Annotated in this window: 20 protein-coding genes and 1 tRNA gene; 3 read left to right on the top strand and 18 right to left on the bottom strand. The window is 71.9% G+C overall.

The window, feature by feature from the left end; all coding sequences use genetic code 11:
* Positions 1-7: 7 nt before the first annotated feature.
* The 7 genes from EDF28_RS08570 to EDF28_RS08540 form a co-directional block, all read right to left on the bottom strand.
* A complete protein-coding gene (locus tag EDF28_RS08570; RefSeq protein WP_123294401.1) occupies positions 8-2,452 on the bottom strand; it encodes an RNA helicase in 2,445 nt (814 codons plus the stop codon).
* Positions 2,449-3,201, bottom strand: a complete 753-nt coding sequence (gene tatC / locus EDF28_RS08565) for a twin-arginine translocase subunit TatC (RefSeq protein WP_111084003.1) — start codon at positions 3,199-3,201, stop codon at positions 2,449-2,451. Before tatC ends, EDF28_RS08570 begins: the two co-directional genes overlap by 4 nt.
* A 160-nt stretch (positions 3,202-3,361) precedes the next feature.
* On the bottom strand, positions 3,362-4,333 hold the full coding sequence (locus EDF28_RS08560) for a YafY family protein (RefSeq protein WP_123937905.1): 972 nt from the start codon (positions 4,331-4,333) through the stop codon (positions 3,362-3,364).
* On the bottom strand, positions 4,326-5,357 hold the full coding sequence (locus EDF28_RS08555) for a YafY family protein (RefSeq protein WP_111084001.1): 1,032 nt from the start codon (positions 5,355-5,357) through the stop codon (positions 4,326-4,328). Before EDF28_RS08555 ends, EDF28_RS08560 begins: the two co-directional genes overlap by 8 nt.
* A 71-nt stretch (positions 5,358-5,428) precedes the next feature.
* The gene (locus tag EDF28_RS08550; protein ID WP_123937902.1) at positions 5,429-6,355 is read right to left on the bottom strand and encodes a hypothetical protein; all 927 of its coding nucleotides are present in this window, start codon (positions 6,353-6,355) and stop codon (positions 5,429-5,431) included.
* Positions 6,356-6,398: 43 nt separating this feature from the next.
* The gene (locus tag EDF28_RS08545) at positions 6,399-7,505 is read right to left on the bottom strand and encodes a tRNA (adenine-N1)-methyltransferase (RefSeq protein ID WP_235035825.1); all 1,107 of its coding nucleotides are present in this window, start codon (positions 7,503-7,505) and stop codon (positions 6,399-6,401) included.
* Positions 7,502-8,260 carry an HAD family phosphatase gene (locus tag EDF28_RS08540; protein WP_260154738.1) on the bottom strand — a complete coding sequence of 253 codons (759 nt, stop codon included), beginning with the start codon at positions 8,258-8,260 and terminating at the stop codon, positions 7,502-7,504. Before EDF28_RS08540 ends, EDF28_RS08545 begins: the two co-directional genes overlap by 4 nt.
* 150 nt (positions 8,261-8,410) lie before the next feature.
* Here EDF28_RS08540 and EDF28_RS08535 point away from each other — a divergent pair, with 150 nt between their 5' ends.
* Positions 8,411-9,346, top strand: coding sequence for a proteasome assembly chaperone family protein (locus tag EDF28_RS08535; RefSeq protein ID WP_123312593.1), 936 nt, complete (start codon positions 8,411-8,413; stop codon positions 9,344-9,346).
* Positions 9,347-9,661: 315 nt separating this feature from the next.
* On the opposite strand, the gene mshC is transcribed toward EDF28_RS08535, so the two are convergent.
* Genes mshC through EDF28_RS08520 form a run of 3 tightly spaced genes read right to left on the bottom strand, consistent with a single transcriptional unit; the run spans position 9,662 to position 13,110 of the window.
* Positions 9,662-10,906 (bottom strand): cysteine--1-D-myo-inosityl 2-amino-2-deoxy-alpha-D-glucopyranoside ligase, encoded by a 1,245-nt coding sequence (gene mshC / locus EDF28_RS08530; RefSeq protein WP_123937899.1) that lies wholly within the window; start codon positions 10,904-10,906, stop codon positions 9,662-9,664.
* Positions 10,903-11,733 carry an undecaprenyl-diphosphate phosphatase gene (locus tag EDF28_RS08525; RefSeq protein ID WP_111083996.1) on the bottom strand — a complete coding sequence of 277 codons (831 nt, stop codon included), beginning with the start codon at positions 11,731-11,733 and terminating at the stop codon, positions 10,903-10,905. The genes mshC and EDF28_RS08525 overlap by 4 nt, the downstream gene beginning before the upstream one ends.
* Positions 11,734-11,793: 60 nt before the next feature.
* Entirely contained in the window at positions 11,794-13,110 is a 1,317-nt protein-coding gene (locus EDF28_RS08520) for a M20/M25/M40 family metallo-hydrolase (protein ID WP_123937896.1), read from the bottom strand.
* A gap of 183 nt (positions 13,111-13,293) precedes the next feature.
* Between EDF28_RS08520 and EDF28_RS08515 the strand changes: the two genes are divergently transcribed.
* Positions 13,294-13,379: transfer RNA gene (locus EDF28_RS08515), tRNA-Leu, on the top strand.
* Between the two features lie 458 nt (positions 13,380-13,837).
* On the opposite strand, the gene EDF28_RS08505 is transcribed toward EDF28_RS08515, so the two are convergent.
* From EDF28_RS08505 to EDF28_RS08480, 6 genes are all read right to left on the bottom strand, one after another.
* Positions 13,838-15,166, bottom strand: coding sequence for an NAD(P)/FAD-dependent oxidoreductase (locus EDF28_RS08505; protein WP_111083993.1), 1,329 nt, complete (start codon positions 15,164-15,166; stop codon positions 13,838-13,840).
* Between the two features lie 59 nt (positions 15,167-15,225).
* Positions 15,226-15,423, bottom strand: coding sequence for a hypothetical protein (locus EDF28_RS08500; RefSeq protein ID WP_123294394.1), 198 nt, complete (start codon positions 15,421-15,423; stop codon positions 15,226-15,228).
* A gap of 25 nt (positions 15,424-15,448) precedes the next feature.
* Positions 15,449-17,272 (bottom strand): DEAD/DEAH box helicase, encoded by a 1,824-nt coding sequence (locus EDF28_RS08495; protein ID WP_374102060.1) that lies wholly within the window; start codon positions 17,270-17,272, stop codon positions 15,449-15,451.
* Between the two features lie 146 nt (positions 17,273-17,418).
* Positions 17,419-18,663: a DNA polymerase IV gene (dinB, locus tag EDF28_RS08490; protein ID WP_123937890.1), complete on the bottom strand. Its 1,245-nt coding sequence runs from the start codon at positions 18,661-18,663 to the stop codon at positions 17,419-17,421.
* Between the two features lie 37 nt (positions 18,664-18,700).
* Positions 18,701-21,028 carry an FUSC family protein gene (locus EDF28_RS08485; RefSeq protein ID WP_123937887.1) on the bottom strand — a complete coding sequence of 776 codons (2,328 nt, stop codon included), beginning with the start codon at positions 21,026-21,028 and terminating at the stop codon, positions 18,701-18,703.
* A 191-nt stretch (positions 21,029-21,219) separates the two neighbouring features.
* A complete protein-coding gene (locus EDF28_RS08480) occupies positions 21,220-22,413 on the bottom strand; it encodes an acyl-CoA dehydrogenase family protein (RefSeq protein ID WP_123937884.1) in 1,194 nt (397 codons plus the stop codon).
* Positions 22,414-22,436: 23 nt separating this feature from the next.
* Between EDF28_RS08480 and EDF28_RS08475 the strand changes: the two genes are divergently transcribed.
* A complete protein-coding gene (locus EDF28_RS08475; RefSeq protein WP_111084173.1) occupies positions 22,437-23,231 on the top strand; it encodes an SGNH/GDSL hydrolase family protein in 795 nt (264 codons plus the stop codon).
* 132 nt (positions 23,232-23,363) lie between these two features.
* Here EDF28_RS08475 and EDF28_RS08470 read toward each other — a convergent pair whose 3' ends face one another.
* Positions 23,364-24,746, bottom strand: a complete 1,383-nt coding sequence (locus EDF28_RS08470) for a serine hydrolase (RefSeq protein ID WP_123937882.1) — start codon at positions 24,744-24,746, stop codon at positions 23,364-23,366.
* 50 nt (positions 24,747-24,796) lie between these two features.
* Positions 24,797-26,026: a D-alanyl-D-alanine carboxypeptidase family protein gene (locus tag EDF28_RS08465; RefSeq protein WP_123294391.1), complete on the bottom strand. Its 1,230-nt coding sequence runs from the start codon at positions 26,024-26,026 to the stop codon at positions 24,797-24,799.
* Between the last annotated feature and the right edge of the window lie 8 nt (positions 26,027-26,034).

Raw genomic sequence — 26,034 nt, 5'->3', positions numbered from 1 at the left:
TCTCCTGTCAGACCGCGGCGTAGGCGACGATGCCGCGGCGCACCGCGTCGGTCGCACGTCGGGCGGTCTGGGCGAGGTCGTCGTCACCGGCGTTCCGGATCTGGTCGAGCAGGTCGATGACCTGCTTCGACCAGCGGACGAAGTCGCCGGCGGGCAGGTCGAGGGTGCGCAGGACGTCGTCGAGGGCCGAGCCGGAGGCCCAGCGGAACATGCCGACCGCCATCGCCGGGGTGGGCGGCACCGACCCGGCCAGACGGGCGTCGCGCTCGATGTCGTCGAGGCGCGACCAGATCGTCAGGGTCTCGTCGAGCGCCGGACGGAACGCGCCGCGCGGCAGTGCGTGCTCGGTGCCGGGGGCGTCGTCGCGGCGGGGCTGGTAGATGATCGTGGCGGCCATCGCGGCGAGCTGCGCCGGGGTGAGGTCCTTCCAGACGCCCGCCTCGAGGCACTCGGCGACGAGCAGGTCGCGGTCACCGTAGATGCGCTGCAGGCGGCGACCACCAGCGGCCACGGTGGCCTCGCCGTTGCCGGCGTCGACGAGGTAGCCGAGCTGCAGGAGCACGTCGGTGACCCGGTCGAACGTGGTCGCCACGGCACCGGTGCGGGACCGGATCTGCTGGAGCAGCTTGTCGTTGACGCGCTTGAGCTTCCACCAACGCTCCGCCCATCGAGCGTGCGCCTCGCGGTCGGGGCAGGCGTGGCACGGGTGCCGCTGCATCTGGCGACGGACCGCCGTGATCGCGGCCTGCCGTTCCTGCCGTGCGCCGTGCGAGGCCTCGCGCCCACCGGGCACGTTCGTGCGCTCGAGGTCGGAGAGCTCGCGGCGGAGCGTCGAGTACTCGGTGAAGTCGCCGAGGTGGCACTGCATGGCCTCGCGGTAGCCCTCGAGGGACTCTTGCTGCGAGCGGACCTTGCGGGCCAGGTCGACCACGGACCGGTCGGCCTGGAACTGCGCGAACGAGGTCTCGAGGACCTCGCGCGTGCGCTGCCGCCCGAACTGGTCGATCAGGTTGACGGCCATGTTGTAGGTCGGCTTGAACGACGAGTTCAGCGGGTAGGTGCGCCGGCTGGCGAGCGAGGCGACGGCCTGGGGGTCGAGGCCGTCGGTCCACTGGATGACCGAGTGCCCCTCGACGTCGATGCCACGGCGCCCGGCACGCCCGGTGAGCTGGGTGTACTCCCCCGGGGTGATCGGGACACGGGCCTCGCCGTTGAACTTCTCGAGCTTCTCGAGCACCACCGTGCGTGCGGGCATGTTCACACCGAGCGCGAGGGTCTCGGTGGCGAACACCACCTTGAGCAGCTTGCGCTGGAAGAGGTTCTCGACCACCTCCTTGAACGCGGGGAGCATGCCGGCGTGGTGCGCGGCGACACCGCGCTCCAAGCCCTCGAGGAACTCCCAGTAGCCCAGGACGGCGAGGTCCTCGTCCGGCAGGGTGCGGCAGTGGTACTCCGCGGTCTCGCGGATCTCGTTGCGCTCCGGGACCGTGGTGAGCGACAGGCCGGAGCGCAGGACGTTGCGGACGCCCTGGTCGCACCCGGCGCGGCTGAACACGAAGAAGATCGCGGGCAGCAGCATCCGCTCGTCGAGCATGTGCGCGATGCGTTCGCGGTGCAGTTTCTCGGTACGCGGCCCACGGCGGTCGTGGTATCCCCCACGCCCTCGTCCGCCACGGTGGCCGCCGCCGTGCCGTTCGCTGCGCGAGGCACCGCCGACCATGCGGAGCAGTTCCGGGTTGACGCGGTTCGTCGCCGCCGCACCGCTGGAGTCGAACAGGTCGACCATCTTCGAACCGACCAGGACGTGCTGCTCGAGCGGGACCGGGCGGTCTTCCGACACGATGACGTCGGTGTCGCCGCGGACCGTCTGCAGCCAGTCGCCGAACTCCTCGGCGTTGGAGACCGTGGCGCTGAGCGAGACCAGCCGGACCTCGGTCGGCAGGTGCAGGATCACTTCTTCCCACACCGCACCGCGGAACCGGTCGGCCAGGTAGTGGACCTCGTCGAGGACGACCCAGGCCAGGTCGTCGAGCAGGTCGGAGTCGGCGTAGATCATGTTCCGCAGGACCTCGGTCGTCATCACGACGACCCGCGCCCGCGGGTTCACGTTCGTGTCACCGGTGAGCAGGCCCACCTCGGACTCGCCGTAGACCTCGACCAGCTCGGCGTACTTCTGGTTGCTCAGGGCCTTCATCGGCGTCGTGTAGAACACCTTCGCCGTCGGCTGCCGCATCGCCAGCCAGATCGCGAACTCGGCGACGATCGTCTTGCCCGCACCGGTCGGCGCGGCCACGAGGACGCTGCGGCCCTGGTCGAGCGCGTCGCACGCGGCGAACTGGAACGGGTCGAGGTCGAAGCGCAGGTCGGCGCGGAACAGCTCCAGGTTGCGGGAGCGGTTCCGGACCTTGGCGGCGGCGAAGCGCTCGGCCGCGCTGAGGTCCGCGCCCGTCACAGGCCGTACTCTTCGTCGAGCTTGGCCTGCTTCTTCGCCACCCTGCGGTCGTGGAACCAGGCCACGACGCACGCGGCGATGTAGAGCACCACCATCGGGACGGCCAGCAGGAACATCGAGATGACGTCGGCGCTCGGCGTGACGATCGCGCAGAAGACCAGGATGCACAGGATCGCGATGCGCCAGGACTTGATGATCGCCGCCGCCGACAGGACGCCGACGAAGTTCAGCAGCACGATGAAGACCGGCAGCACGAACGCGATGCCGACCGCGACGATGAGCTTGATGACGAAGTCGTAGTACGCCTTCGCGTCGACGATCGAGGTGTCCTGGCTCGACACGAAGCTGCCGAGGATGCCCACCACGTGGGGCAGGATGTACCACCCGAAGTAGCACCCGGCGAAGAACAGCGGGATCGCGGTGCCGAGGAAGCCCCACACGTACTGCTTCTCGCGCCGGACCAGGGCGGGCACGATGAACGCCCAGATCTGGTAGAGCCACACCGGGCTGGCGATGACGATGCCGATCGTGATCGCGATCTGCAGCTTGAGGTCGAACGCGCCCGTGATCATCGGGAAGTTCAGCTCGGCCGTGTGTCCGCCGACCTTGGCGAGCTCGGCCACCGGTGCCCGGAGCGAGTCCAGCACGAACGGGGTCAGGAACCATCCACCGACCGCGGCGATGACCACGGCGATCACTGCGCGGAACAGGCGGTTGCGCAGCTCGATGAGGTGCTGCCCGAGCGACATGCGGCCTTCGGCGTCGTTGTCACGGCGCCCTTGCCGCCTCGCTCGCCCGCGCGCGGTCGTCGAAGCCATGGGTCGATCCTACGGGGTGGGGACCGACAGTTCGGCGCGCTCCGTGCGAACGCACATGCAGGAGCGGTCCGTCGGCGACGGGGCTGCGACGTCAGCCGGCGGCGAGGGCGGCGGCGGCGAAGTCCCGCACCGCGTCCCGCGCGGCAGGCGGGTCGAGCACCACGGCACGGCCGGGCAGCCCCGCGACGAGCCGGACCACGCCGTCGAAGCCGTTCGACGCCGCGAGCCGGATCCGCACGCGTGCCTCGGCGTCAGGGGCGTCCGCGGTGTCGGCGAGGAAGTCGGCCACGAGCGGCAGCGACGACGAGTCGAGTTCGACGGTGACGATGACGTCCTCTGCCGACTGCTGGAACAGCGTGTCCGGGATCACCACCTGGTCGGCCGACTTCTCCACCGCACGGTCGTCGACGCGTGCACCGGACATCCGGTCGAGGCGGAAGGTCCGGAGCGCCTGCCGGTCGAGGTCCCAGGCGCGGAGGTACCAGTCCGTGTCGATCGACTCGACGCGCAGCGGGTCGACCCGACGGGTGCCGCCCTGGGTGCGCGGACCGGCGTACTCGAAGGACAACCCGCGGCCGCCGGCCATCGCACGACGGATCGTGGCGAGGGCGACGTCGTGCAGGTCCTGCCCGACGGCCACCGTCGAGGCGGCACCGCCGGCACCGCGCGACAGCTTCGCCATGAGTGCTCGGATGGCGTCGCGGTCAGCGGCCTCGGGCAGCGCGGAGAGGTACTGCAGCCCGGCGATGAGCGCAGAAGCTTCTCGCGCGGACAGTCGGGGCGAGTCGTCGATGGCGACGAGGTTCGTCAGGACGATCATCTCGTTCTGGTCGAAGTCGTCCCAGGCGATGTCGAACAGGTCGCCGTGCTGGTACTGCATCGTCTCGCCGGGGACCCCCGACACCGCGATGAGCTCCACGGCGCGGCGGATGCGGGCCTCGGGGACGCCGAAGTGGCGCGCGGCCTCGGCCACCGAGACGCGCTCGCGGTCGATCAGGTACGGCACCAGGGCGAGCAGGAAGGCGAGCTTGTCCTGCGCCTGCAGGGGTTGGGCGTCAGCCACGGGCGGACTCCTCTCCGTCGCTGTGGTCGCGCACGAGCGCACGGAGCCGCTCGACGACGCGCAGCCGCAGGTCCTCCGGCTCGAGCACCCGGACCTCGGGTCCGAACGCCGCGAGTTCCTCGGCCAGGATCTGCGGGTCGACGTGGTGCAGCACGAGTGCGCCGTCGGCGTCGGTCTCGGTGTCACGACGGCGGGCGAGCCGCCGCTCGGCGTCGGAGCCGGGGGTCACCGCGATGCGCGCCGTGCGGGCGGACCAAATCCGTTCGAGCTCGGCGAGCGTGCGCTCCCCCGCGCCCACCGGGGCGGTGTGCTGCCCGACGTCGTACTGCGTGACCGGTCCGACGATGCGTGAGAGCAGGTAGTTCTTGTCCGAGTCCGTGGCGAACTCGTGTGCGGCGAGCATCCAGCGGCCGCCGTGCTGCACGAGGGCGAGCGGGGCGACCTCGCGACGACGGGCCTCGTGCTGGCCCGGGGTGATGTAGTCGAACCGGACGGCGGCACCGCGGTCGAGGGCGGAGCGGAGCGGCTCGAACGCCGCGTCGCGGGCCCGGAGTCGCGGGGCGTACGCGTCGACGCCGAGCTGGAGTGCGCCGTCGTCGTCCTCGGAGCCCGCGGACCGCACCTTCAGCAGCCCGCGACGTGAGTCAGCGGACAGGGCGCCTTCGCGCCAGGCCATGGCGGCCAGCGACAGCAGGGCGGACTCGTCCGGGGTGAAGCGGACGTCGACGGGCAGGTCGTACTCGCCCTTCGGGATCCGGTAGCGCAGCGTCTGGTTGTTGCCGGCGGCACCCGGTGTCTCGATGGTCTCGAGCGGGATGCCGAGCTCGCGGACGTCGTCCTTGTCACGCTCGAACTGCCGCTCGAGCGAGGCGTTGTCCCCACCCGGCGTGAACCGCTGGCGGTAGCCCTGCACGTTGGTCAGGATCTCCGCCTTGGTCAGCCCGGACTCCGTCGAGAGCAGCGCGAGCACGAGGCTGAACAGCCGCTCCTCTGCGGGCACACGGGGCACACGGGTCGCTGGCACGAGGCGATCCTACGGCAGCGCGGGTGCACCGGAGTGCACCCGCGCCGCGGTCGGTGGACGGTGTGGGAGCGTCAGCTCGACATCGCTCCGAGCACGTCGATGACGTACGCGTAGGCGGTGCCCTGCTGGTTCACGACGGCCAGGACCTGGTCGCCGACGTGGTGCCCGACGATGGCGTTGCGAACGCCCTCGTCGACCTGCCCCTTGGTGAGCGGCACGGTCTGCGCACCCGAGCCGTCGGTCCAGCTGGAGCCGGCCACGGACGGGTCAGCGCCCCACGTCACGGCGGTGTACTTGATGACAGCGGTGTCCTTGGCGGTGAGCACGCGACCGGACCCCTTGCGGAGCAGGTGCGTCTCGTTCGACTTCGGCGCGTTCCACGACGGGATCGTGATGCCGGGGGCACCGGACGGTGCGAGCACGACGGCGGGCATCTTGTCGCCGGCGAGCTGCGGAGTGCCGGTCGCGCGGGCGTCGAAGGCCCGCTTGACGTCGATGACGGCGATGACGGCGTCCTCGGTCTTCGTCGACGAGCCGCTGTCGGTGGTCGCGCTGGTGTCCGAGCTGCTCAGGGCGCTCTTCGGCAGCGCGACGGCCAGGCGGTCGCCGACCTGCGCGCACTCGAGCGACTCGCCGAGGGCGCCGTAGTTGCTCGCCCCGGCGGTGATCGGGGCCGTCTGCCCGGAGTACCCGCTGGTCTGGGCGACCTCGCCGGTGGCACCGTCGACGAGCGTGTACTCGATCAGGACCGGGGTGCCGTCGTCGATGGTGCGGCCGTCGCCCTGCTTCAGGACGGAGACCTGCGTGCCCTTCGTGGTGAGTCCGCTCGGGATCGACACCTTCGGCTCCTTGCCGAACGCGCCGGTGGCGGTCACCGCTTCGGAGGCCGCACCGGGTGCGGCGCAGCTCGAGGGGGTGGTGCCGGCGCCGTTCGAGGCGCACGCCGTGAGCGACGCCACGAGACCGATGGTGACCAGGAGTGCGGGGATGGTGCGCACGGACCCTCTTTCCGTTCGATGCAGGACGGGCACGACCGTCAGCCTACCGTTCGCCGTCGGTCGGCTCGGACGCGTCGCTGACGGGTTCGGACCCCTCGGCGGCGGCGGCGGCGGACCCGGCCTCGGCAGCGGCGACCTTGCGGGCCTGCGCCGCCGACTGCCGTGCGACCTTGCGGAGCTTCTTGTCGCTCGTCGCGCGCTCGCCCACGGCGCCGGGGGTCCAGGCCTCGATGTCCTCGTCGGAGAACTCGACCTTGCCCGCGCGGCGCTTCAGGTTCGGCAGGACGGTGCCGTCGGCGAGACGACGGGCCGTGATGAGGAACCCGGTGTGCCCGACCATGCGGTGGTCCGGTCGGACGGCGAGCCCCTCGACGTGCCAGGTGCGCACCAGGGTCTCGCTCGGCATCGGGTCGGTGAAGCGGCCGGTGTCGCGCAGGGCCTCGGCCGTGCGGGACAGCTGGGTGACGGTCGCGACGTAGCAGACGATGAGCCCGCCGGGCACGAGGGCGTCGGCTGCGGCGTCGACGCACTCCCACGGCGCGAGCATGTCGAGGACCACGCGGTCGACACTCTGCTCGTCGACGGCGCCGGGCAGCTCCTCGACCAGGTCGCCGACGGTCACCGACCAGTTGTCCGGGACGGCGCCGAGGAACGTGCCGACGTTGCCCTGTGCGATCGCGGCGAACTCCTCGCGACGCTCGAAGGACTGCAGCTGCCCCGTCGGACCGATCGCCCGCAGCAGGAACAGGGAGAGGGCACCGGAACCGACGCCGGCCTCGACCACCCGGGCACCCGGGAAGACGTCCGCGAACGCCACGATCTGGGCGGCGTCCTTCGGGTAGACGATGGCGGCACCACGCGGCATCGACATCACGTAGTCGTTGAGCAGCGGACGGAGCGCCAGGTACTCGTCGCCCGTGCTGGCCCGGATCACCGAGCCGTCGGGCTGGCCGATGACGTCGTCGTGCCGGAGCACTCCGCGGTGCGTGTGGTACTCGCCGGCGGTCTCGAGGGACAGCGTCGTGAGCTTGCCCTTCGGGCCGGTGAGCTGCACGCGGTCGCCGGCCCGGAACGGGCCACGCGGCGGCGTGTGGGGTGCGCCACCGGCGGTGTGCGGCAGGGCCGCTGTCGGGTCGTCGGTGTGGCTCATCGGGTGACTCCCTCGGTGTCCGCAGCGTGCGCCGGGTCAGGAGCCGGGCCTCCCGTCACGGCAGCGCGCGCGGCCAGCGCCGGCCCCGTCAACTCGACCAGGCGGTCGACGTCGACACCCGACAGGGTGGTCAGGTGCACGTCACCGCCGGCGATCTCGGACAGCGGGACGATGTGCTCCACGGCGACCGTGACGGCGCCGGAGGCGACGGCCGAGGCGACGCCGGTGGCGGAGTCCTCGATCGCGACGCACGCGGTCGGCTCGACCCCGAGCTGGGCGGCGGCGGAGAGGTAGGCGTCCGGGTACGGCTTCGGACGGTCGACGTCGTCACCGGCCACGACGACGCGGAACCCGCGCTCGCCCAGTGCCTCGGCCGCGACGAGTGCCATCTTGCGACGGGACATCGTCACCAGCGCGGTGGGGATGCCGCGGGCGTGGAGCTCCTCGACGAGTTCGCGGGCACCCGGGCGCCACGGCAGCTCACCCGCGCGCAGGTGCTCCATCACGTAGTCGGTCATCCACTGGATGATCTCCTCGACCTCCATGTCGACGCCCCTGGCGCGCAGGAGCTCGCCGGAGCGCTCGAGGCCGGAGCCGACCAGGGACAGGCCGTCCTCGTGGGTCCACTCGGCGCCGTAGCGGTTCGTCAGGTCGACCTGGGAGCGCTGCCAGATCGGCTCGGTGTCGATGATCGTGCCGTCCATGTCCCACAGCACGGCTGCGGGCGGGACGAGGGCAGGAGGATGCGCGGTCACGGGCGACGAGTCTACCGGGGCCGTTCCGCTGGGCGCGGACGCGCATGCCCGCGGGCGTCGCCGGGGCCTACAGTGGATGCCTGCATCGTGTCCGGCCGGGTGCCTCGTCGTGCCCGCCCCGCTCCGCTCCACCACCAGGAGGTCCGCTCCGTGCCACAGCACTCCCCCTTCAGCGACGGCCGGTTGCTCGTCGTCGCCTTCGAGGGCTGGAACGACGCCGGCGAAGCCGCGAGCGGACTCGCCCGCCGCATCGTCGAGTCCCTCGGGCTCGACGAGCTGCGCGAGCTCGACGGGGAGCGGTACGTCGACTACCAGTTCAACCGTCCGACCATGGGGTCCGACGAGACCGGCGCCCGTGGGGTGCAGTGGCCCCGCATCGTGCTGCACGGCCCCGGGGCCGAGGGCCGTCCGGTCATCGGCGCCACCGGCTCCCCGACCGACCGCGACGTGTTCGTCCTCGTCGGTCCGGAGCCCTCGCGCACCTGGCGCGGCTTCTGCGCCGAGATCATCGACCTCGCCGACGTGTACTCGATCGACGCCGTCGTCTTCGTCGGCGCGATGCTGGCCGACGTGCCGCACACCCGACCGATCTCGGTCTTCGTCTCGAGCGAGAACGCCGGCGTCCGCACCGCGTTCGACGTCGACAAGTCCTCGTACGAGGGTCCGACCGGCATCCTCGGCGTCCTGGCCGACGCGATGGACAAGGCCGGGCTGACCACGCTGTCGCTCTGGGCCTCGGTCCCGCACTACGTGCACAACTCGCCGTCCCCCAAGGCCACCCTCTCGCTGCTCGACAAGATCGAGGAGCTCACCGACGTCACCGTGCCCCGTGGCACCCTGCTCGACGACGCCACCGAGTGGGAGGACGGCATCGACGCCCTCGCCGCCGACGACGAGGACATGGCCTCGTACATCGGGCAGCTCGAGCAGGCCCGCGACACCGTCGACTCCCCCGAGGCCTCGGGCGACGCGATCGCGCAGGAGTTCGAGCAGTACCTGCGGCGCCGCGAGCACAAGGACGGCAAGGACGGCGGCACCGCTGGTGGCGAGGGGCCCTGGCGGCCCCCGCAGCCGCCCCAGCAGTAGCCGACACCCCGCTCGGTTCCGCCGAGAGGTCGCGGACTGTCGGCTGCCGCCAGCCTCGGCGACAGTTCGTGACCTGTCGCCGGCACGCACGTGACGCGTTGCGACCGCACGGCGGACGGGAGGCACGGGGGGGGTCCGCCACGGGCCTCCAGTCCGGGGGCGCGAACGGTCACGGCACCCCGCTCACCTCCGCAGGGTGGTCGCGAATTGTCGGTTGCCGCTCGCTCAGGCGACAGTTCCTGACCGAACGGCGACCGGCACACGACGTGTCGTCACCTGTCGACGCAGGCCGACAACGACGCCGCCGGCCCGAGCTCAGGCCAGACGGATGCCGAGCAGCGCGTCGATCAGGTCGGCGAGCTCAGGCGTGCACGCCGTGCCCCCGGCGATCGCAGTGTCGACCGCGGCGACCGCACCCGGCGTGTCGAGGTCGTCGGAGACCCGCGCCCGGATCCGGGACGCCACGTCGGCCGCGTCGTCGGCGTGCCCTGCAGACGCACCCGATGCCCAGGCGTCCCAGGTCGCGAGGCGCGTCGTGGCACTCGTGAGCTCGGCGTCGAACCACTCCCAGTCGTCGGAGTACTTGTGCGACAGCAGCGCGAGCCGGATCGCGCGGGGGTCCGCGCCGTCGTCGAGCAGCCCCCGCACGGTGACGAGGTTGCCGAGCGACTTCGAGATCTTCGTGCCCTGGTAGGCGATCATCCCGGTGTGCACGAACGCGTGTGCCAGGGGCTGGTGCGCCAGGGCCGCTGCGTGTCCCGCGCTCATCTCGTGGTGCGGGAAGACGAGGTCACTGCCACCACCCTGCACGCTGATCGGGAGGCCGAGGCGGTCGCCGGCGATGACGCTGCACTCGATGTGCCAGCCGGGCCGGCCGGGGCCGATCTCGGAGTCCCAGCTCGGCTCACCGTCGCGGGCCGCACGCCAGAGCAGCGGGTCGAGCGGGTCACGCTTGCCGGGGCGCTCCGGGTCGCCGCCGCGCTCAGCAGCGAGCGTGAGCATGGTCTCGCGGTCCAGGCCGCTCTCGTCGCCGAGCGACCACGCGTCGGTGGGGTGGTTGACGTCGAAGTACAGGTCGTCGCCCTCTGCGTCCGGCGTGGGGACCTCGTAGGCGGAGCCGGTCTCCTGCAGGAACGCGACGGCCTCGGCGACGCGGTCGACCTCGTCGGTGACGGCCACGAAGTCGTCGGGCGGCAGGATCCGCAGCGACTCCATGTCGCGACGGAACAGGTCGATCTGCGACGCGGCGAGCTCGCGCCAGTCGACGCCGTCGCGGGTGGCGCGCTCGAGCAGCGGGTCGTCGACGTCGGTGACGTTCTGCGCGTACTCGACGTCGAGGCCGGCGTCGCGCCACGCGCGGCCGAGCGTGTCGAACGCCAGGTAGGTCGCCGCGTGCCCGAGGTGGGTGGCGTCGTACGGGGTGATCCCGCAGACGTACAGCGCAGCGCGCTCCTCGCCCTGCGTCGGGTCGACCGGCTTGCCGGTGGCGGTGTCGTGCACGACGGGCCGCGGCGCTGCGCCGGGGACGTCGGGGACGGCCGGGGCCTGCCAGGCCCTCACGGCTGGATCACTCCGAGCGACAACAACACGATGAGAACGATACCGAGTGCGATGCGGTACACGACGAACGGCATGAAGCTGCGCTTGCTGATGTAGTTCATGAACGCCGCGATCACCACGAACCCGACGACGAACGCCACCACCGTCGCGATGAGCGTGTCGGCGAGTCCGAACGGCGCTCCGTGGTCACCGAGGCTCGTCGCGGCCTCGTACAGACCGGACAGGAACACCGCGGGGACGGCCAGCAGGAACGCGAACCGCGCCGCGGCCGGCCGCGTGTAACCGAGCGCGAGCCCCATCGACACGGTCGCGCCGGAGCGGGAGACCCCGGGGACGAGTGCGAGCACCTGGGCGAGCCCGATCAGGATGCCGCCACCGAAGGTCATGTGCTCGATCCGACGCTCCTTGCGGCCGACGACGTCGAGCACCCCGAGCACGATGCCGAAGACGATGAGCACGATCGCGACGATCCAGAGCGAGCGGAACGTGGTCTCGATGGAGTCCTTCAGCAGGAGCCCCGCGATGCCGATCGGGATGGTGCCGAGGATCACGAGCCACCCGAGGCGCACGTCGGGGTCGCCCTTCGGGACGTCGCGCCGGAACACGGAGCGGAACCACCGCCCGATGATCCGGGTGATGTCCTTCCAGAAGTAGATGAGCACCGCGGTCTCGGTGCCGAGCTGCGTCACCGCGGTGAAGGCCGCGCCCGGGTCCTTCGCGTCGGGCAGGAACAGCCCGACGATGCGCAGGTGCGCGCTGGAGGACACCGGCAGGAACTCGGTGAGCCCCTGGACGAAGCCGAGGAAGATCGCCTCGAGGATGTGCACGCACGGGCCTTTCGGGGGAGGTCGGTCAGGACACCGCCACGCAGGCGACCATGAACAATATCAGTACGTGGCCAGGAGGTCCCCGAGAACACGCCGACCGAAGGCCAGCGAGTCGAGCGGAACCCGCTCGTCGACACCGTGGAACATCGCCGGGAAGTCCACGCCGGCGGGCAGCTGCAGCGGCACGAAGCCGTACCCGGCGATCCCGAGCGTCGACAGCGCCTTGTTGTCCGTGCCGCCGGACAGCAGGTACGGCAGCACCGGGGCTCCCGGGTCGTGGCGGCCGAGGACGTCGCGGACGGCGTCGACGAGTGGTCCGCCGAAGTCCTGCTCGAGGCCGATGTCGCGGAAGGACATCACGACCTCGACCTCGTCCCCGGCGAGCTCCCGCACACGAGCCAGCACCGACTCCTCGTCTCCCGGCAGGCACCGGATGTCGACGAGCGCCTCGGCCGTGTCCGGGATCACGTTGTGCTTGTAGCCCGCGGTCAGGACCGTCGGGTTCGTCGTGGTGTGCAGTGCGGCGTGGATGAACCGCGAGGCCGAACCGGTGGCGAGCGCGACCTCGTCCGGGCCCGTCACGGTCGGGTCGACGCCCAGGAACCGAGCGACCTCGGCGACCATCGCGTCCGTCGTCGCCGACAGGCGCACCGGCCACTCCTCGCTGCCGATCCGGGCGACCGCCGCGGCGAGCTTCGTCACGGCGTTGTCGCGGATGACGTGCGAACCGTGCGCAGCCGTGCCGCGGGCGACGAGCTTGATCCACATCAGCGCCTTCTCGCCCGTCTGCAGCAGGTAGGCGCGACGGTCACCGAGGGTGATCGAGTACCCGCCCACCTCGCTGATGGCGGCACTGGCCCCGGCGAAGACCTCGGGGTGGTGCTCGACGACGTGGTGCGAGCCGAGAACTCCCCCGGCTTCCTCGTCGGCGAAGTACGCGATCACGAGGTCCCGCTCGGGAGCCCCCTGCGCCGCGATGACGTCCGACAGCGACGTGAGCATCATCGCGTCCATGTTCTTCATGTCGACGGCGCCCCGCCCCCACAGCGAGCCGTCCTTGACGACGCCGCCGAAGGGGTCGACCGACCAGTTCGCCGGATCGGCCGGCACGACGTCGAGGTGCCCGTGCACCACGAGGGCCGGCTTGTCACGATCGCGGCCGGGCACCCGCGCGACGACACTGACGCGATCCGGCTCGGACTCGAACAACTGCGGCTCGAGCCCCAGCCCGCGCAACTTGTCCTCGACGTAGTGCGCCGCCTCGGTCTCGCCGCGCGACTTCCCCTCGCCCCAGTTCGTGGTGTCGATGCGGATGAGGTCGCGCGCGATCGCCGCGGTGGCCTCGAGCTCGGTCGCGGTCGGCTCCGGGTTCGTCATGCCACCACGGTATCGGTCCGCACCGACGCGTCCCGGCCCGGTGACGCCGCGGGACGCGCCCGGAACTCAGCCCTCTGGACGCGCCCGGGATGCGCGGCCGTGTTCATCGGGCGTTCAGACCCGTGCTAGTGTTTTCTCTCGGCAGGGACGCCGGGGAAACCCGGGGAAATCGCCACACATCCAGTCCGGATGGCGGAATTGGTAGACGCGCTAGCTTGAGGTGCTAGTGCCCGTATTAGGGCGTGGGGGTTCAAGTCCCCCTTCGGACACAGAAACATGCAGTGCCCCCTGACCTTTCGGTCCGGGGGCATTTTCTGTTGCGTCTCCCGGCGAGTGCCGCCATCGCTGCGCTCAGGGCGTCACCGCCTCGGCCAGTTCGCTGCGCTCACGGCCAGGGGTGGGGGCACGGCCAGGGGTGGGGGCACGGCCAGGGGTGGGGGCACGGCCAGGGGTGGGGGCACCGCCAGTTCGCTGCGCTCACGGCCACCGCGCGCCAGCTCGCTGCGCTCACGGCCGGGCGACAAGATCGACGTCGTACGACATCGATGGTGTCGCAAGGGCGCCGGCACAACAGTTGCCGGCGCGTGCCGACGACATAGTCAACGTCGTACGACATCGATGGTGTCGTTGCGGGTCGGGTCGGGGCGCGGGTTGCAGCACACGCACGGACGGACGGGAGGCGCGGTGCCAGCTGACACCGCGCCTCCCGTCCGTCAAGTGGTTGCGTCTAGCTCTTCGACGCCTCGACGAAGTTGCGGCGCGGGTCCGTCTCCTTGATGAGCGAGGTCGCGTCGCGGCCCGAGACGGCACCGGTGACCCAGCCGATGACGATGCGCGCCTTGCGGTTCAGCGTCGGCATCGCGTACACGTGGTACGCGCGGTGGGCGAGCCAGGCGAGCAGGTTCGTCATCTTGATGCCCTTGATGTTCGCGGCACCCTTCGCGACACCGTACGAGGCGACCGTGCCGATCGAGGGGTGGCGGTACTCCTCGAGGGGCTTGCCGGTGATCGTCGCGACGACGTTGTCCGCCGCGACGACGGCCTGACGGACGGCGTTCTGCGCGTTCGGCGGGTAGAACGCCGGCTGCTTGTCGGCGGTCAGGTCGGGCACCTGTGCGACGTCGCCGAGACCCCAGACACCGGGGACGACTTCGTGCGTGTCCTCGGCCTCGACCTGGAGCTTCGCGTTGGCGGCGAGGTGCCCCTTCGGTCCGCGGGGCAGGTCGGAGGCGTCGAGCAGCGGGTTCGGCTTCACGCCGGCGGTCCAGACGAGCAGCCCGGTGGGGATCTCGTCGCCGTCGGAGAGCTTGACGATGCCACCCTCGGCGCTCGGCATGGTGGTCTTCAGGCGCACGTCGATGCCGCGGGCGCGGAGCGACTCGAGCGTCCACTTGGACAGCTCCGGGCCGACCTCGGGCGCGACACGGTCGAGCGCGTCGATGAGGATCCAGCGGGGCTGCTCCCCCGCGAGCGACGGGTAGGTCTTGATGGCGGCCTGCGAGACGTCGAACAGCTCGCCGATCGCCTCGACGCCGGTGTAGCCACCGCCGACGAAGACGCTGGTCAGCAGACGACGACGCTCGTCCTCGTCACGGGTGGCAGCGGCCTTGGCGATGTTGTCGAGGAGCTTGGCGCGCACGTAGGCGGCCTCTTCCACGCTCTTGAAGCCGACGCCGTACTCCTCGAGCCCGGGGGTCGGGAAGGTGCGGGTGACCGAGCCGAGCGCGACGACGAGCTGGTCGTAGCCGAGCGTGCGGTCGTCGCCACCGGCGGTCGCGATCGAGACGGTCTTGTCCTTCGACGAGATGCCGGTGACCTTGCCCTGGATGACGCGGGTCTTGCGGAGCGCACGGCGCAGCTCGACGGTCACGTCCTTCGGGGCGATGTGGCCGCCGGCGACCTCGGGCAGGAACGGCAGGTACGTGTAGTAGGTGTTCTGGTCCACGAGCGTGATGCGCATGGGCACGGTCGCGGCGTGCTTCTGCAGCTGCTTGACGGTGCTGTAGCCAGCGGAGCCGCCGCCGAGGACGAGGACGTGAGGGATCGAGTCTGCCATTCCTCCGGTCTACCGGATACGGGCCGTCAACGTCATGAACGCCGCACTTCCTGAGCGAATCAGCGCTCTCGGAGTCGCCACCAGGCCGTCTCAGCGAGGTCGAGACCCATGTAGACCCCGTGCGCGGTGCGTCGGGACTCGGTCAGCGAGAACCGTCGCAACCGGTACCCACCGCCGAACCGGTCGATGATCGCCTCTGGGGAGGACTCGGCGTCGCGCTTGACGTACCAGGTGCGGTCGTCGACGGACTCGATCACGGGCGGACCGCCCGGACCGGACCCGTCACCGGCGCCCGCCGATGCGGGAGCGCAGGACGTCGATGCGCTTCTGGATCTGCTCGATGCTCGCCTGTGCCACGGCCGGCCCACCGCTGATGCGCCGGAGTTCGGCGTGGATGGAGCCGTGCGGCTCGTTGGAGTGCCGGGACCAGATCGACACGAGTCGCGCGAGCTCGGTCCGCTGCTCCTTGATGGTCATGTACATCGGGCGGTTCTCGGGCTCGGCGGCCTTCGGTTGGCCGTCCTTGACCGCCCGGCCCTTGGAGCGCTTCGCCTGGGTCGCCTGGCGCGCCCGGAGCAGGTCGCGCACCTGGTCGGGTTCGAGGAGCCCGGGGATGCCGATGAAGTCGAGTTCCTCGAGCGACCCGACCTCGCCGCCGGTGCCGAACTCACCGCCGTCGTAGAGGACACGGTCGAACGACGCCTGTGAGTCGAGCGCCTCGAACGGCTGGACCTCGAGCAGGCTCTCGGACGCGCGGTCTTCCTTGTTGGCCTCGGCCACCATCGCGTCTTCGGGGTTGTACATGCCGTCGTCGGCGTCCTTCGGACGGTCGAGGGCGTGGTCGCGTTCGAGCTCGAGCGTCGCCGCCAGTGCCATCAGTCCGGGCACGCTCGGCAGGAACACCGAGGCGGTCTCGCCACGGCGCCGAGCACGCACGAAGCGGCCGATCACCTGGGCGAAGAACAGCGGGGTGCTCGCGCTCGTGGCGTACACGCCGACGCAGAGCCGTGGGACGTCGACGCCCTCGGACACCATGCGCACGGCGACCATCCACCGCGAGGTGTCGTCGGCGAACGCGCTGATCCGGCTGGACCCGGCGGCTTCGTCGGACAGGACGACCGTCGGCCGTTCCCCGGTGATCTGCTGCAGGATCCGGGCGTAGGCGCGGGCCGTGGTGGTGTCCGTCGCGATGACCAGACCACCGGCGTCGGGCACGCCACGGCGCACCTCGGTCAGGCGCTTGTCGGCGGCGGACAGCACGGCCGGCATCCACTCGCCCTCGGGCGACAGCGCGGTGCGCCAGGCCTGCGCGGTGATGTCCTTCGTGACCTGTTCGCCCAGGGAAGCCGACATCTCGTCGCCCATCCGGGTCTTCCAGCGCATCTGGCCGGCGTAGGCCATGAACAGCACCGGCCGGACGACGCCGTCCTTGAGCGCCCGGCCGTAGCCGTAGTTGTAGTCGGAGATCGAAGTGCGGATGCCCTGCTCGTCGGGGGCGTACTGGACGAACGGGATCGGCGCGGTGTCGGACCGGAACGGCGTGCCGGACAGCGAGAGCCGTCGGGTGGCACCGGAGAAGGCTTCCCTGATGCCGTCGCCCCAGGTGAGTGCGTCGCCGCCGTGGTGGACCTCGTCGAGGACGACCAGGGTGCGCCCGCCCTCGGTGATCTTCTTGTGCACCTCGGGGTTCATGCCGACCTGGGCGTACGTGATCGCGACGCCCTGGTAGTGCCGGCCGAACATGCCGTCGCCGTTCTTGAACATCGGGTCGATGCGGATGCCCACGCGGTCGGCGGAGTCCGCCCACTGCCGCTTCAGGTGCTCGGTGGGGGCGACGACCACGATGCGGTCGACGGTGCCGCGCGCCAGCAGCTCGGTGGCCAGGCGGAGCGCGAACGTCGTCTTGCCGGCGCCGGGCGTCGCGGCCGTCAGGAAGTCACGCGGCTCGGACTCGAAGTACTTCGTGAGGGCTTCGACCTGCCACGCGCGGAGCTTCGACGCGGTGCCCCACGCGGCTCGGTCCGGGAACGCCGGCGACAGGTGCTGGACGGCCGAGTTGCCGGCTGCCTCGGCCAGGGCGGCCGCGTCGGCTTCGTCCCGTGCCACGGCGTCGGCGTGCGCCGATGACTGCGCGGACACCGACGACGAAGACGTCGACGACGTGTGGTCGTCCCCCGACTCGGCCCACAGCGTGGCGGGCTGCTGCTGTTCGTACTCCGCTGCGCTCACTGGACCTGATTCTACCGCCACCGTCAGTCCTGCCTGGCGTGCGGGACGTGGCCGTCGGGGGTCCGGCGGACCAGGGATGCCGGTCGCAGCACGCCTGCGCCGAAGCGCGCGGCGACCGCGTCGACCGTGGTCTCGGTCTCGCGCCACGGCGCGTCGTCGTCCCACAGCGCGTTGCTCGCGGCGGCCGGCATGAGGTTCTCGCCGCGGACCCCGATGAGCCGGATCCGGTTGCCCGGTCGGTGCAGCACGTCGTACAGCTCGACGGCTTCGCGGTGCAGCCGCTTGGCGACGTCGGTGGGCTCGGCGAGGGTGCGCGACCGGGTCAGTGTGGTGAAGTCGGTGTAGCGGACCTTGAGCGCGACGGTGCGTGCCTGCACGTCGGCGTGGCGCAGGCGGACGGCGACCTTGTCGGCGAGGCGCAGGAGCTCGCGCGCGACGTCGTCCCGCTCGGTCAGGTCGTGGCCGAACGTGACCTCGTGCCCGATGGACTTCTCGCCCACGCCGGTGTCGACGACGCGTGGGTCGCGCCCCCAGGACAGGTCGTGCAGGCGCTGGCCACCGGCTGGCCCGAGCGCGGACACGAGTGACCCGAGGGGCGTGTTCGCCAGGTCGCCGACGGTGCGGATGCCGCGGCGCTCGAGGGTCTCCTGCGTCTTGCCACCCACGCCCCACAGCGCCGAGACCGGCTGCGGGTGCAGGAACGCGATGGTGTCGGCCGCGGGCACGACGAGCAGCCCGTCCGGCTTGGACCGGCTCGATGCGAGCTTCGCCACGAACTTGGTCGACGCGGCGCCGACCGAGCAGTGCAGGCCCGTCTCGGCGTGGACCGTGCGCCGGATGGCCCGGCCGATCTCCCACGGCGTGCCGTACAGCCGGAGCGCGCCGGCGACGTCGAGGAACGCTTCGTCGATGCCGAGCCGTTCGACCCGCGGCGTGAACCGGTCGAAGACCGCCATCACCGCGGCGGACTGGTCGCGGTACTTCTCGAAGTGCGGCTCGACGATGATCGCGTTCGGGCAGCGGCGCTTCGCGATGGCCATCGGCATGGCGGAGTTCACGCCGTACCGACGGGCTTCGTAGGTGGCAGCGGTGACCACGGAGCGGTCGGAGTCGTGGCCGACGATGACCGGCAGACCCACCAGGTCGGGTCGGTCGAGCAGTTCGACGGACGCGAAGAAGGCGTCCATGTCGACGTGCAGCACGGTCGCCGAGACGTCGTCCACTGGCGCGTCGGAGACGAGCCGGTTGCTTCCGTCCTGCTTGCTCACACCGAGATGATGCCAGGGACCACCGACATCGCCGGGCTCACCGTGCGCCGGGGGCCGCCGAACGCGTGGCGGTCTCGCCGAGCACGGGCGCCCGGTGCCGGTCGGCCAGCAGCGCGAGCGCCTCGTCGATGCGGCCCAGCGCGTGCGCCGCGACCTCGACGGTCTGCTGGTCCGGACCACCCGCCGCCGCGCCCACCGCCGTGTCGAGCTGGTCGCCGACCCGCGCCCACACCGGCGCCGGCGCGGCGGACCGGGGCCCGGCCACGATGCCGTCGGCCAGGTCCGCGATCGACGCGGCGAGGCGGTGGGCGGCACCGACCAGGGCGGCGGGCGGGTCCTGCGGGGGCGAGCCGAGCCTCCCGGCCGCCTCGCGCGCGAACGTCGCCGCCGCCTGCAGGGACGTCCGGGTCCTGGCGTCCGCGCGGGCGGGTCCGCCCGTCGGGAACCGCACCATCGGGCGCAGGACGGCGTCCAGTTGGTAGGTCGCTGCGTCGACGGCGCGCGATCGTGCGCGCAGATCGGGTGCGGCGGCGTCGATGGCCGGTTCGGCGGACCGGGAGGCCCGGATCGCGCCCGCACCGTCGGTCGCGTCCGCCTCGGCGTCCGCATCGACCCCGACCAGCGCGAGCACGAACGCCCGGACCGCGGTCAGCTGCCGGCGCACGGCCCGTCGGATGACGGCCCGGGTGGCGATCGGGAGGACGACGGCGCTCACGAACACGGCGACCGCGGCGCCGAGCAGGTTCTCGGCGAGGCGGATCGGGATGAGCGAGTCCGTGAAGCTGCCGGAGAACGCGTACACCTGGCACAGGACGACGACCAGGCACGCGACCCAGACCGAGTAGACGCCGCCGAAACCGTACGTGCCGACCGCGAGCAGGACGCACACGAGGACGAGCGTGAACCAGGGGTGCGCCGTGCCGACGACGTGCACGAGGACGATGCCGACGGCGCCGCCGACGACCGTGCCGACCGCGCGGTGCAGGCCCTTGCGGACCCGCTCGTGCGTGGTGTTCGTGCCGGCGAGGACGATCATCACGCCGATCACGCCCCAGTAGAACCGCGGGCCGTCGAGCAGCAGCGCGAGGGGCTCGACGATCGCGACGGCGATCGCGGCGTGCACCGCGGTGCGCAGCGAGACGGAGAGTCGCCAGCGGCGCCAGGGGCCGTCGGCGACGGTGTCGGCGAGCACCGGCACGGCCCCGGCCGGGCGGCCGCCGGCGAGGACGACGGGCGTGACGAAGGGCGCTGCCAACGCGACGCCGTCGCCGCGGCGCGGCAGTTCGTCGCGGAGCTCGCGCCACCGCAGCCCGGCGCCCTGCAGGTCGGTGAACTCGGCGGCCATCCGACGGACGACGGCCGTCGTGCGCGAGCCGGGGTCGCCGACGGACGCCGTGATGCCGTAGCGGGCGAGCAGTGTCTGTGCGGCGTCCTCGCCGTGCCCGCCGCCGTGGCGCAGGACGATCGTGACGGCACGGAGCGCGGCGTGCCGAACGTCCGACGGCGCGCCGTGCTCGACGAGAGCACCGGCACCGCGCCCGAGCTCGTCGACGGCGAAGTGCGTGTCGAACACGAGCCGGTGGAGTTCCTCCGCCGTGGTGTCGGCGTCCACCCCGCTCGCGGCGAGCATCCCGTCGACCGTCAACGCGATCTCGTGGTACCGGTCGCGGCTGCGACGGAGGCGGCGCAGGGTGCGGCGTCGTGCGGCCGGGTCGTCCGCCGCGGCGAGGACGGCGGCAGCGGCCTCGAGCACGGCCGAACCACGGGCGACGAAGCCACGGCGGGTACGCAACAGGGCACGGTGCGCGTCCGGTCGGAGCACCAGGCGGACCAGGACCGTCGCGGCGAGCGAGGCGGCCACGACGAGGCCGAGCGGCACGACGCTCGTCTCGGGCAGCGGGAGGAGCAGCCCGCACAGGTACCCGGCGAACCCGACGATCGCGGCGTCGGCGGCCCACGCGCCCCACGCGGCCGCGGCGAACTGCAGGAACAGCAGCACGACGATGAGCACGAGCTCGAGGAGCCGGAACGGCTGCAGGGCGATGCTGCCGGCGAGGGCGACGACGAACGGCACGAGGACGGCTCCGGTGCGGGCAGCCGTCCGGCCGGTGCTCGGATCGACGATGACCAGGCAGGTGATGAACGCGGGCATCGCGCCGATCATCACGCCCAGGATCGCGGGCAGGCCGAACGCTGTCGCGACGGCGTACCCCACGGCCATGCCGGCGGGCACCGCGACCAGGGTGCGGAGGGCGCCGTCGGTCTTCACGAGCCCGGGGTCGAGCGCGAGGACCGCGTCGGCGAGCCGCCGGGAGCGGGTCCGTCGACGGGGAGGGGTCCGGTTCGTGGTGTCGGTCCTCGGCACGAGTCGGCCGCCTCCTCTGCGCTCGGGAGGCCAATCGTACCGGATGCTAACTATCCGGTCGTGCGGTCGGCAGCCGCACGGTGCGGCCTTCGGCGCTCGGTGCGAGGTTGATCGCTCGGTGCGGCGCTACAGGGCCGCACGGAGTGATCAACCTCGCACCGGGGCACGCGGCCAGGCCGCGCGCGACCGCGTCAGGCGGGCGGGCCGAGCACCGACGCCGCGAGCGTGCGCGCCGCCGAGTCCCGCGACGACGGGTGGTACTGGCCGGCCCGGACGTCGCGCGCCAGGCGGGCGAGTTCGCTCGAGGACCGGAACGCCGAGCCCCCGACCACCCGCATGGCCTCGTCCACCACGTGCTGCGCGGTGTCCACCGCCCGCGCCTTCGTGCCGACGAGCAGCGGGAACCACCGGGCACCGAGGTCGTCCTGTTCGTCCACCGACCGGGCGAGCGCGTCGACCTGCAGGGTGATCGCGTCGACGCCGCCGCGCATGTCCGCGATCGCACGCCGGACGTCCGGGTCCTGCGACCGGAGCGAGCCGTCGGCCGCGACGCGACGTCCGACGCCGGACACCGCCAGCGTGATCGCACGTTCGGCGATCCCGACGTACACCGAGGCGATGAGCAGCTCGAACGCCGCGAAGACCCCGAACACGAGCGGGTCCTGGTTCGGCCCGACCGGCAGCGACCGGACGATGCGGTCGGCGGGGACGTGCACGCCGTGCAGCTTCGTCGTGCGGCTCTGCGTGGCCCGCATGCCGAGGGTGTCCCAGTCGTCCAGGTGCTCGACGCCGCCGTCGGACCGGAGCACGAAGCCGTGCACCAGCCGCGGTTCCGGGCCGGAGGTGTCCTTGCCGAACACGCTCAGGACGTCCCACGCCGGTGCGAGCGAGGTGAAGACCTTGGTGCCGGTGAAGCGGTACCCGCCGTCGCCGTCCGGCTCCGCCGTCGTCGACGAGTCGAACAGGACGGCGTCGTTGCCGGGTTCGCTCACCCCGAACGCCAGCAGGTGGTCGTCCGACGCGTGGTCGGTGACGGCCTGGAGGAACGACGCACCTCGCGCAGTCACGGCGCGCGCCGCCTGCACCCACACCTGGTGCATCCCCAGGCCGAGCGCCGTCGCCGGCGCGGCCTGGGCGAGGGTCCGCTGGACGGCGGCCGTGGCGCGGAGGCCGAGCCCGGAGCCGCCCCGCTCCACCGGAACCCCGATGCGCAGGTAGCCCGCGGCGCGGAGTTCCTCGAGGTCCTCGGCGCAGAACGCGTTCGCGGCGTCGTACCCGGGGGCGCGTTCGGCGATGCGGGCGAGCAGGTCGTCCGGCACGGTCCAGGCCGCTGCGTCCGTGCCGGCGTCCGCTCCGGCGGCTGCGCCCGTGTTGGCCTTCGTCATGGCACGAGACTATGGTCCGGAGCGTGTCAGATCGTCATCCGTGGTCCAGGTACGTCGCGATCGGTGACTCGTTCACCGAGGGGATCGGCGACCCCGACCCCACCGTCCCCGGGGGCAACCGGGGCTGGGCGGACCGGGTCGCCGAGGTGCTCGCCCACGGGTCCGACGACTTCGCGTACGCCAACCTGGCGATCCGCGGGCGGCTGCTGCAGCAGATCATCGACGAGCAGGTGGAACCGGCGCTCGCGCTCCGTCCGGACCTGGTCACGGTGTCCGCCGGGGGCAACGACATCATCCGGCCGGGCTCCGATCCGGACGAACTCGCCGAGCGGGTGGACGCCATGGTGTCCAGGCTGCGGAGCGACGGCGCCACCGTGGTGCTGTTCACCGGGCCCGACGTCGGCATGACGCCGGTGCTCGGCATGGTGCGCGGCAAGACGGCGATCTACAACGAGAACCTGCACGCGATCGCCCTGAAGCACGGCGCGCTGGTGGCGGACATGTGGGCCCTCCGGGTGCTCCGCGACCCGCGCATGTGGGCACCGGACCGGCTGCACCACTCCCCCACGGGGCACGCCACGATCGCCGCCGCGGTGCTCGACGCCCTCGGCGTGCCGCACGGCCTGGAGCCGTTCAACCCAGAACCGCTCGAGGCGCGGCCGTGGCGCGAGGCCCGCGCCGAGGACCTCGGCTGGGCGAAGGAGTACCTGGTGCCGTGGGTCGTCCGCCGCATCAAGCACACCTCGTCGGGCGACGGTGTCTCCGCCAAGCGCCCCGAGCTGCAGGACGTCGTCGAGCACAAGTCCGACACCCCGTAGCGGAACGAGGGCCATCCGAGTCCGCACGCCTCCCCGACCGCGCCCCACCACGGTCATCGCGCCCCGACTCCCCAGGGCGCGATGACGGCACGGGGGCGCGAACCGGGTCGTGCACCCTGTGGTCGGCGCAGGTCAGTCGGCGGGCCGGTGCAGCGTGAGCGCGCCGTCGTGCAGCGGTTCGGTCTCCCACGTCGTGCCGACCGTGCCGGCAGCGAGGTCGACACGGAGCCACAGCAGGTGCGGCGTCTCCACGAAACGGAGCCCGACGAGCACGGTGCCGTCCGACTGGGTCGCGGCGCTCGCTGCGAGGGCACCCTCGACGGCCCACTCCCCCTCGCCGACCGGCACCGACGCCGACGCTCCGTCGGCAGACACGGTCAGCCGGATCCCGTGGGCCCCGCGGTCGAAGCCCACGGCGTCGAGCGCCGCACCGGGCAGCACGCGGAGTGCACGACCGGCCACGTGCTCGGAGACCGCGGCGCCACTCACCGCGGGCAGCCCCAGGGAGGTGAGGCGGGCCTCCAGGGCGGTGTCCGAACCCGTGTCGGACGGCCGGTCGACGGCGGGCAGCAGGTGCTGCCAGGCCGCGTCGAGGACCGCCTGCATGTCGAGGCTCTGTCCGGTGATCGCGAGGACGACGTCGTGCTCCGGCAGGACGACGCAGAACTGGCCGTAGGCGCCGTCGCCGCGGAAGCCGTGGCGGGCCATCCAGAACTGGAAGCCGTAGCCCTGCGACCAGTCCGGGTTCTCCTCGTCGAGGTTGTCGATCTGCTTGCGCGTGGCGGCCGCGACCCAGTCCTCGTCGAGGATCCGCTCGCCCTCCCAGACGCCGCGCTGCAGGTACAGCTGCCCGAGCGCGGCGACCGCCGACGTCGTGGTGTAGCAGCCGCTGAAGCCGAGCTCACCGCCGGACTCGTCGCGGCGCCAGGCGAGGTCGTCGATGCCGAGCGGGTCGAGCAGCCGGGGACGCAGGTAGTCGACCAGCGAATCGCCGCTGACCCGCCGGACGATCGCGGCGAGCGTGTACGTGCACGGCTGGTTGTAGGTGAAGAGCGAGCCGGGTTCCTCGTCCGGCGGCAGGAGCAGGAAGCCACGCACGACGTCCATGCGGTCGGCCTCACGGGCCCGGTCGATGGCGTCCTCGCGGTGCCCGCTCGCCATCGCGAGCAGGTGCCGGACCCGGATGCGACGGCTGCGTTCGTCCGTGATCTCGTCGTCGAGTTCGGGGAAGTACGACAGCGCGGTCGCGTCGAGGTCGATCAGTCCCTCGCGCACGGCGATGCCGACCGCCGCTGCGGTGAAGCTCTTGCTGAGCGAGTAGAGCAGGTGCACCCGGTCGGCCGCGTACGGCTGCCACCACCCCTCGGCAGCGACCTGGCCGTGGCGGAGCAGCATCAGGCTGTGCGGCTCGACGCCGGGGGTCGACTCGAGGGCGTCGACGAACGCGAGCACACCGCGGGCGTCGATGTCGAGGGCGGAGGGGGTGGTCCGGGGGAACGTCTTCGTCGTCGTCACCCGTCCGACAGTACGGACTCCGGGTGGTGCGCGTCAGCGCACGAGCACCGTCAGCCCTGGAACGGGTTCGTCCAGCGCCACCAGACGCCGGGGTCGTCGATCGTCCGCTCGAGCACGAGCGGCACCGACACCGGGTCGTGGTTCGTGACCGTGAAGCGGACCTTCCCGACCCGCTCGCCCTTCGTCCCGAGGGTGACCTCGTCGAGGTGCGCCTTCGCCCGGACCTTCGTCTTCCCCCAGACCAGGACCTCGGCCGCCTTCGCGGTGACGGCGTCGGCTTCGTCCTGCCAGGGGGTGGAGAACGTGCCGAAGGTCTGGCCGGCGTGGGTCAGGGGCACGACCTGGAAGTTGTCCGCGACCGACCGGAGCAGCCGTTGCACGTCGACGTCGAGCGAGTCGTGGTCGACCCCGCCGAGCATCACGCCGATGACGGTGACGTCGCGGCCGCCGCGCTCGTAGGTCGCGGCGAACAGCAGGCAGGCGCCGGCCTCGTCGAGGGTGCCGGTCTTGATGCCCTCGATGCCGTCCAGGCCGAGCAGCTTGTTCGAGTTCTCGATCTCGCCGACCGTCGGGATCGTGACGTCCTTGGTGCCGACGATCTCCTTGACGACCGGGTTCGCGAGGGCGAGCTGCCCGAGGTCGACCAGGTCGGTCGCGGTCGAGGTGTTCTGCGGGTCGAGACCGGTCGGCTCGTGGATCGTGGTGTCGTCGAGGTCGTGCTCCTCGAGCCACTTCGTCGCCGCCTGCTCGTACTCGGCGATCGACCCGAAGGCCCAGATGGCGAGGGCGCCGGCGTAGTTGTTCGCCGACTTCATGAGCATCACCTGGAACGCCTGGTGCTCGGTGAGCTTCAGGCCGGCGGGCATCGGCGCGACCTCGCCGTTCATCGCCGCGTACTTGGCGTAGAGCGACTCCATCTTCGGCGTGAAGGTGATCGCCGGGCCGGACTCCCCCGCCGCCATCGGCTTCTCGTCGAGGACCACGAGCGCCGTGACGATCTTGGTGATGCTCGCGATGGACCGGGGCTTCGTGTCACCGCTGGTGCGCAGGCTCTCCGGGAAGTCGGTGGCCTCGACCGCGGTGGCGCCGTAGCCCGGGAAGCTCAGCGCCGGCACGCTCGACGTCGGGGCCGAGTACGTGGTGGTCGCGGCGCTCGCCGGACCGAACGGCACGACGGCGGCGGCCACGAGGTACCCGGCGACGAGCACCAGGACCGCGACGACGGAGATCGTCACGGGCCTCCGGACGGCGGAGCGGGGGCGACGGACGACTCGTGACACGGGAACCG

It is taken from the genome of Curtobacterium sp. PhB137, assembly GCF_003814955.1.
Lineage (GTDB): Bacteria > Actinomycetota > Actinomycetes > Actinomycetales > Microbacteriaceae > Curtobacterium.
Note: the sequence above shows the minus strand (reverse complement) of the source record. Positions and strands in the feature narration are given on the sequence as shown.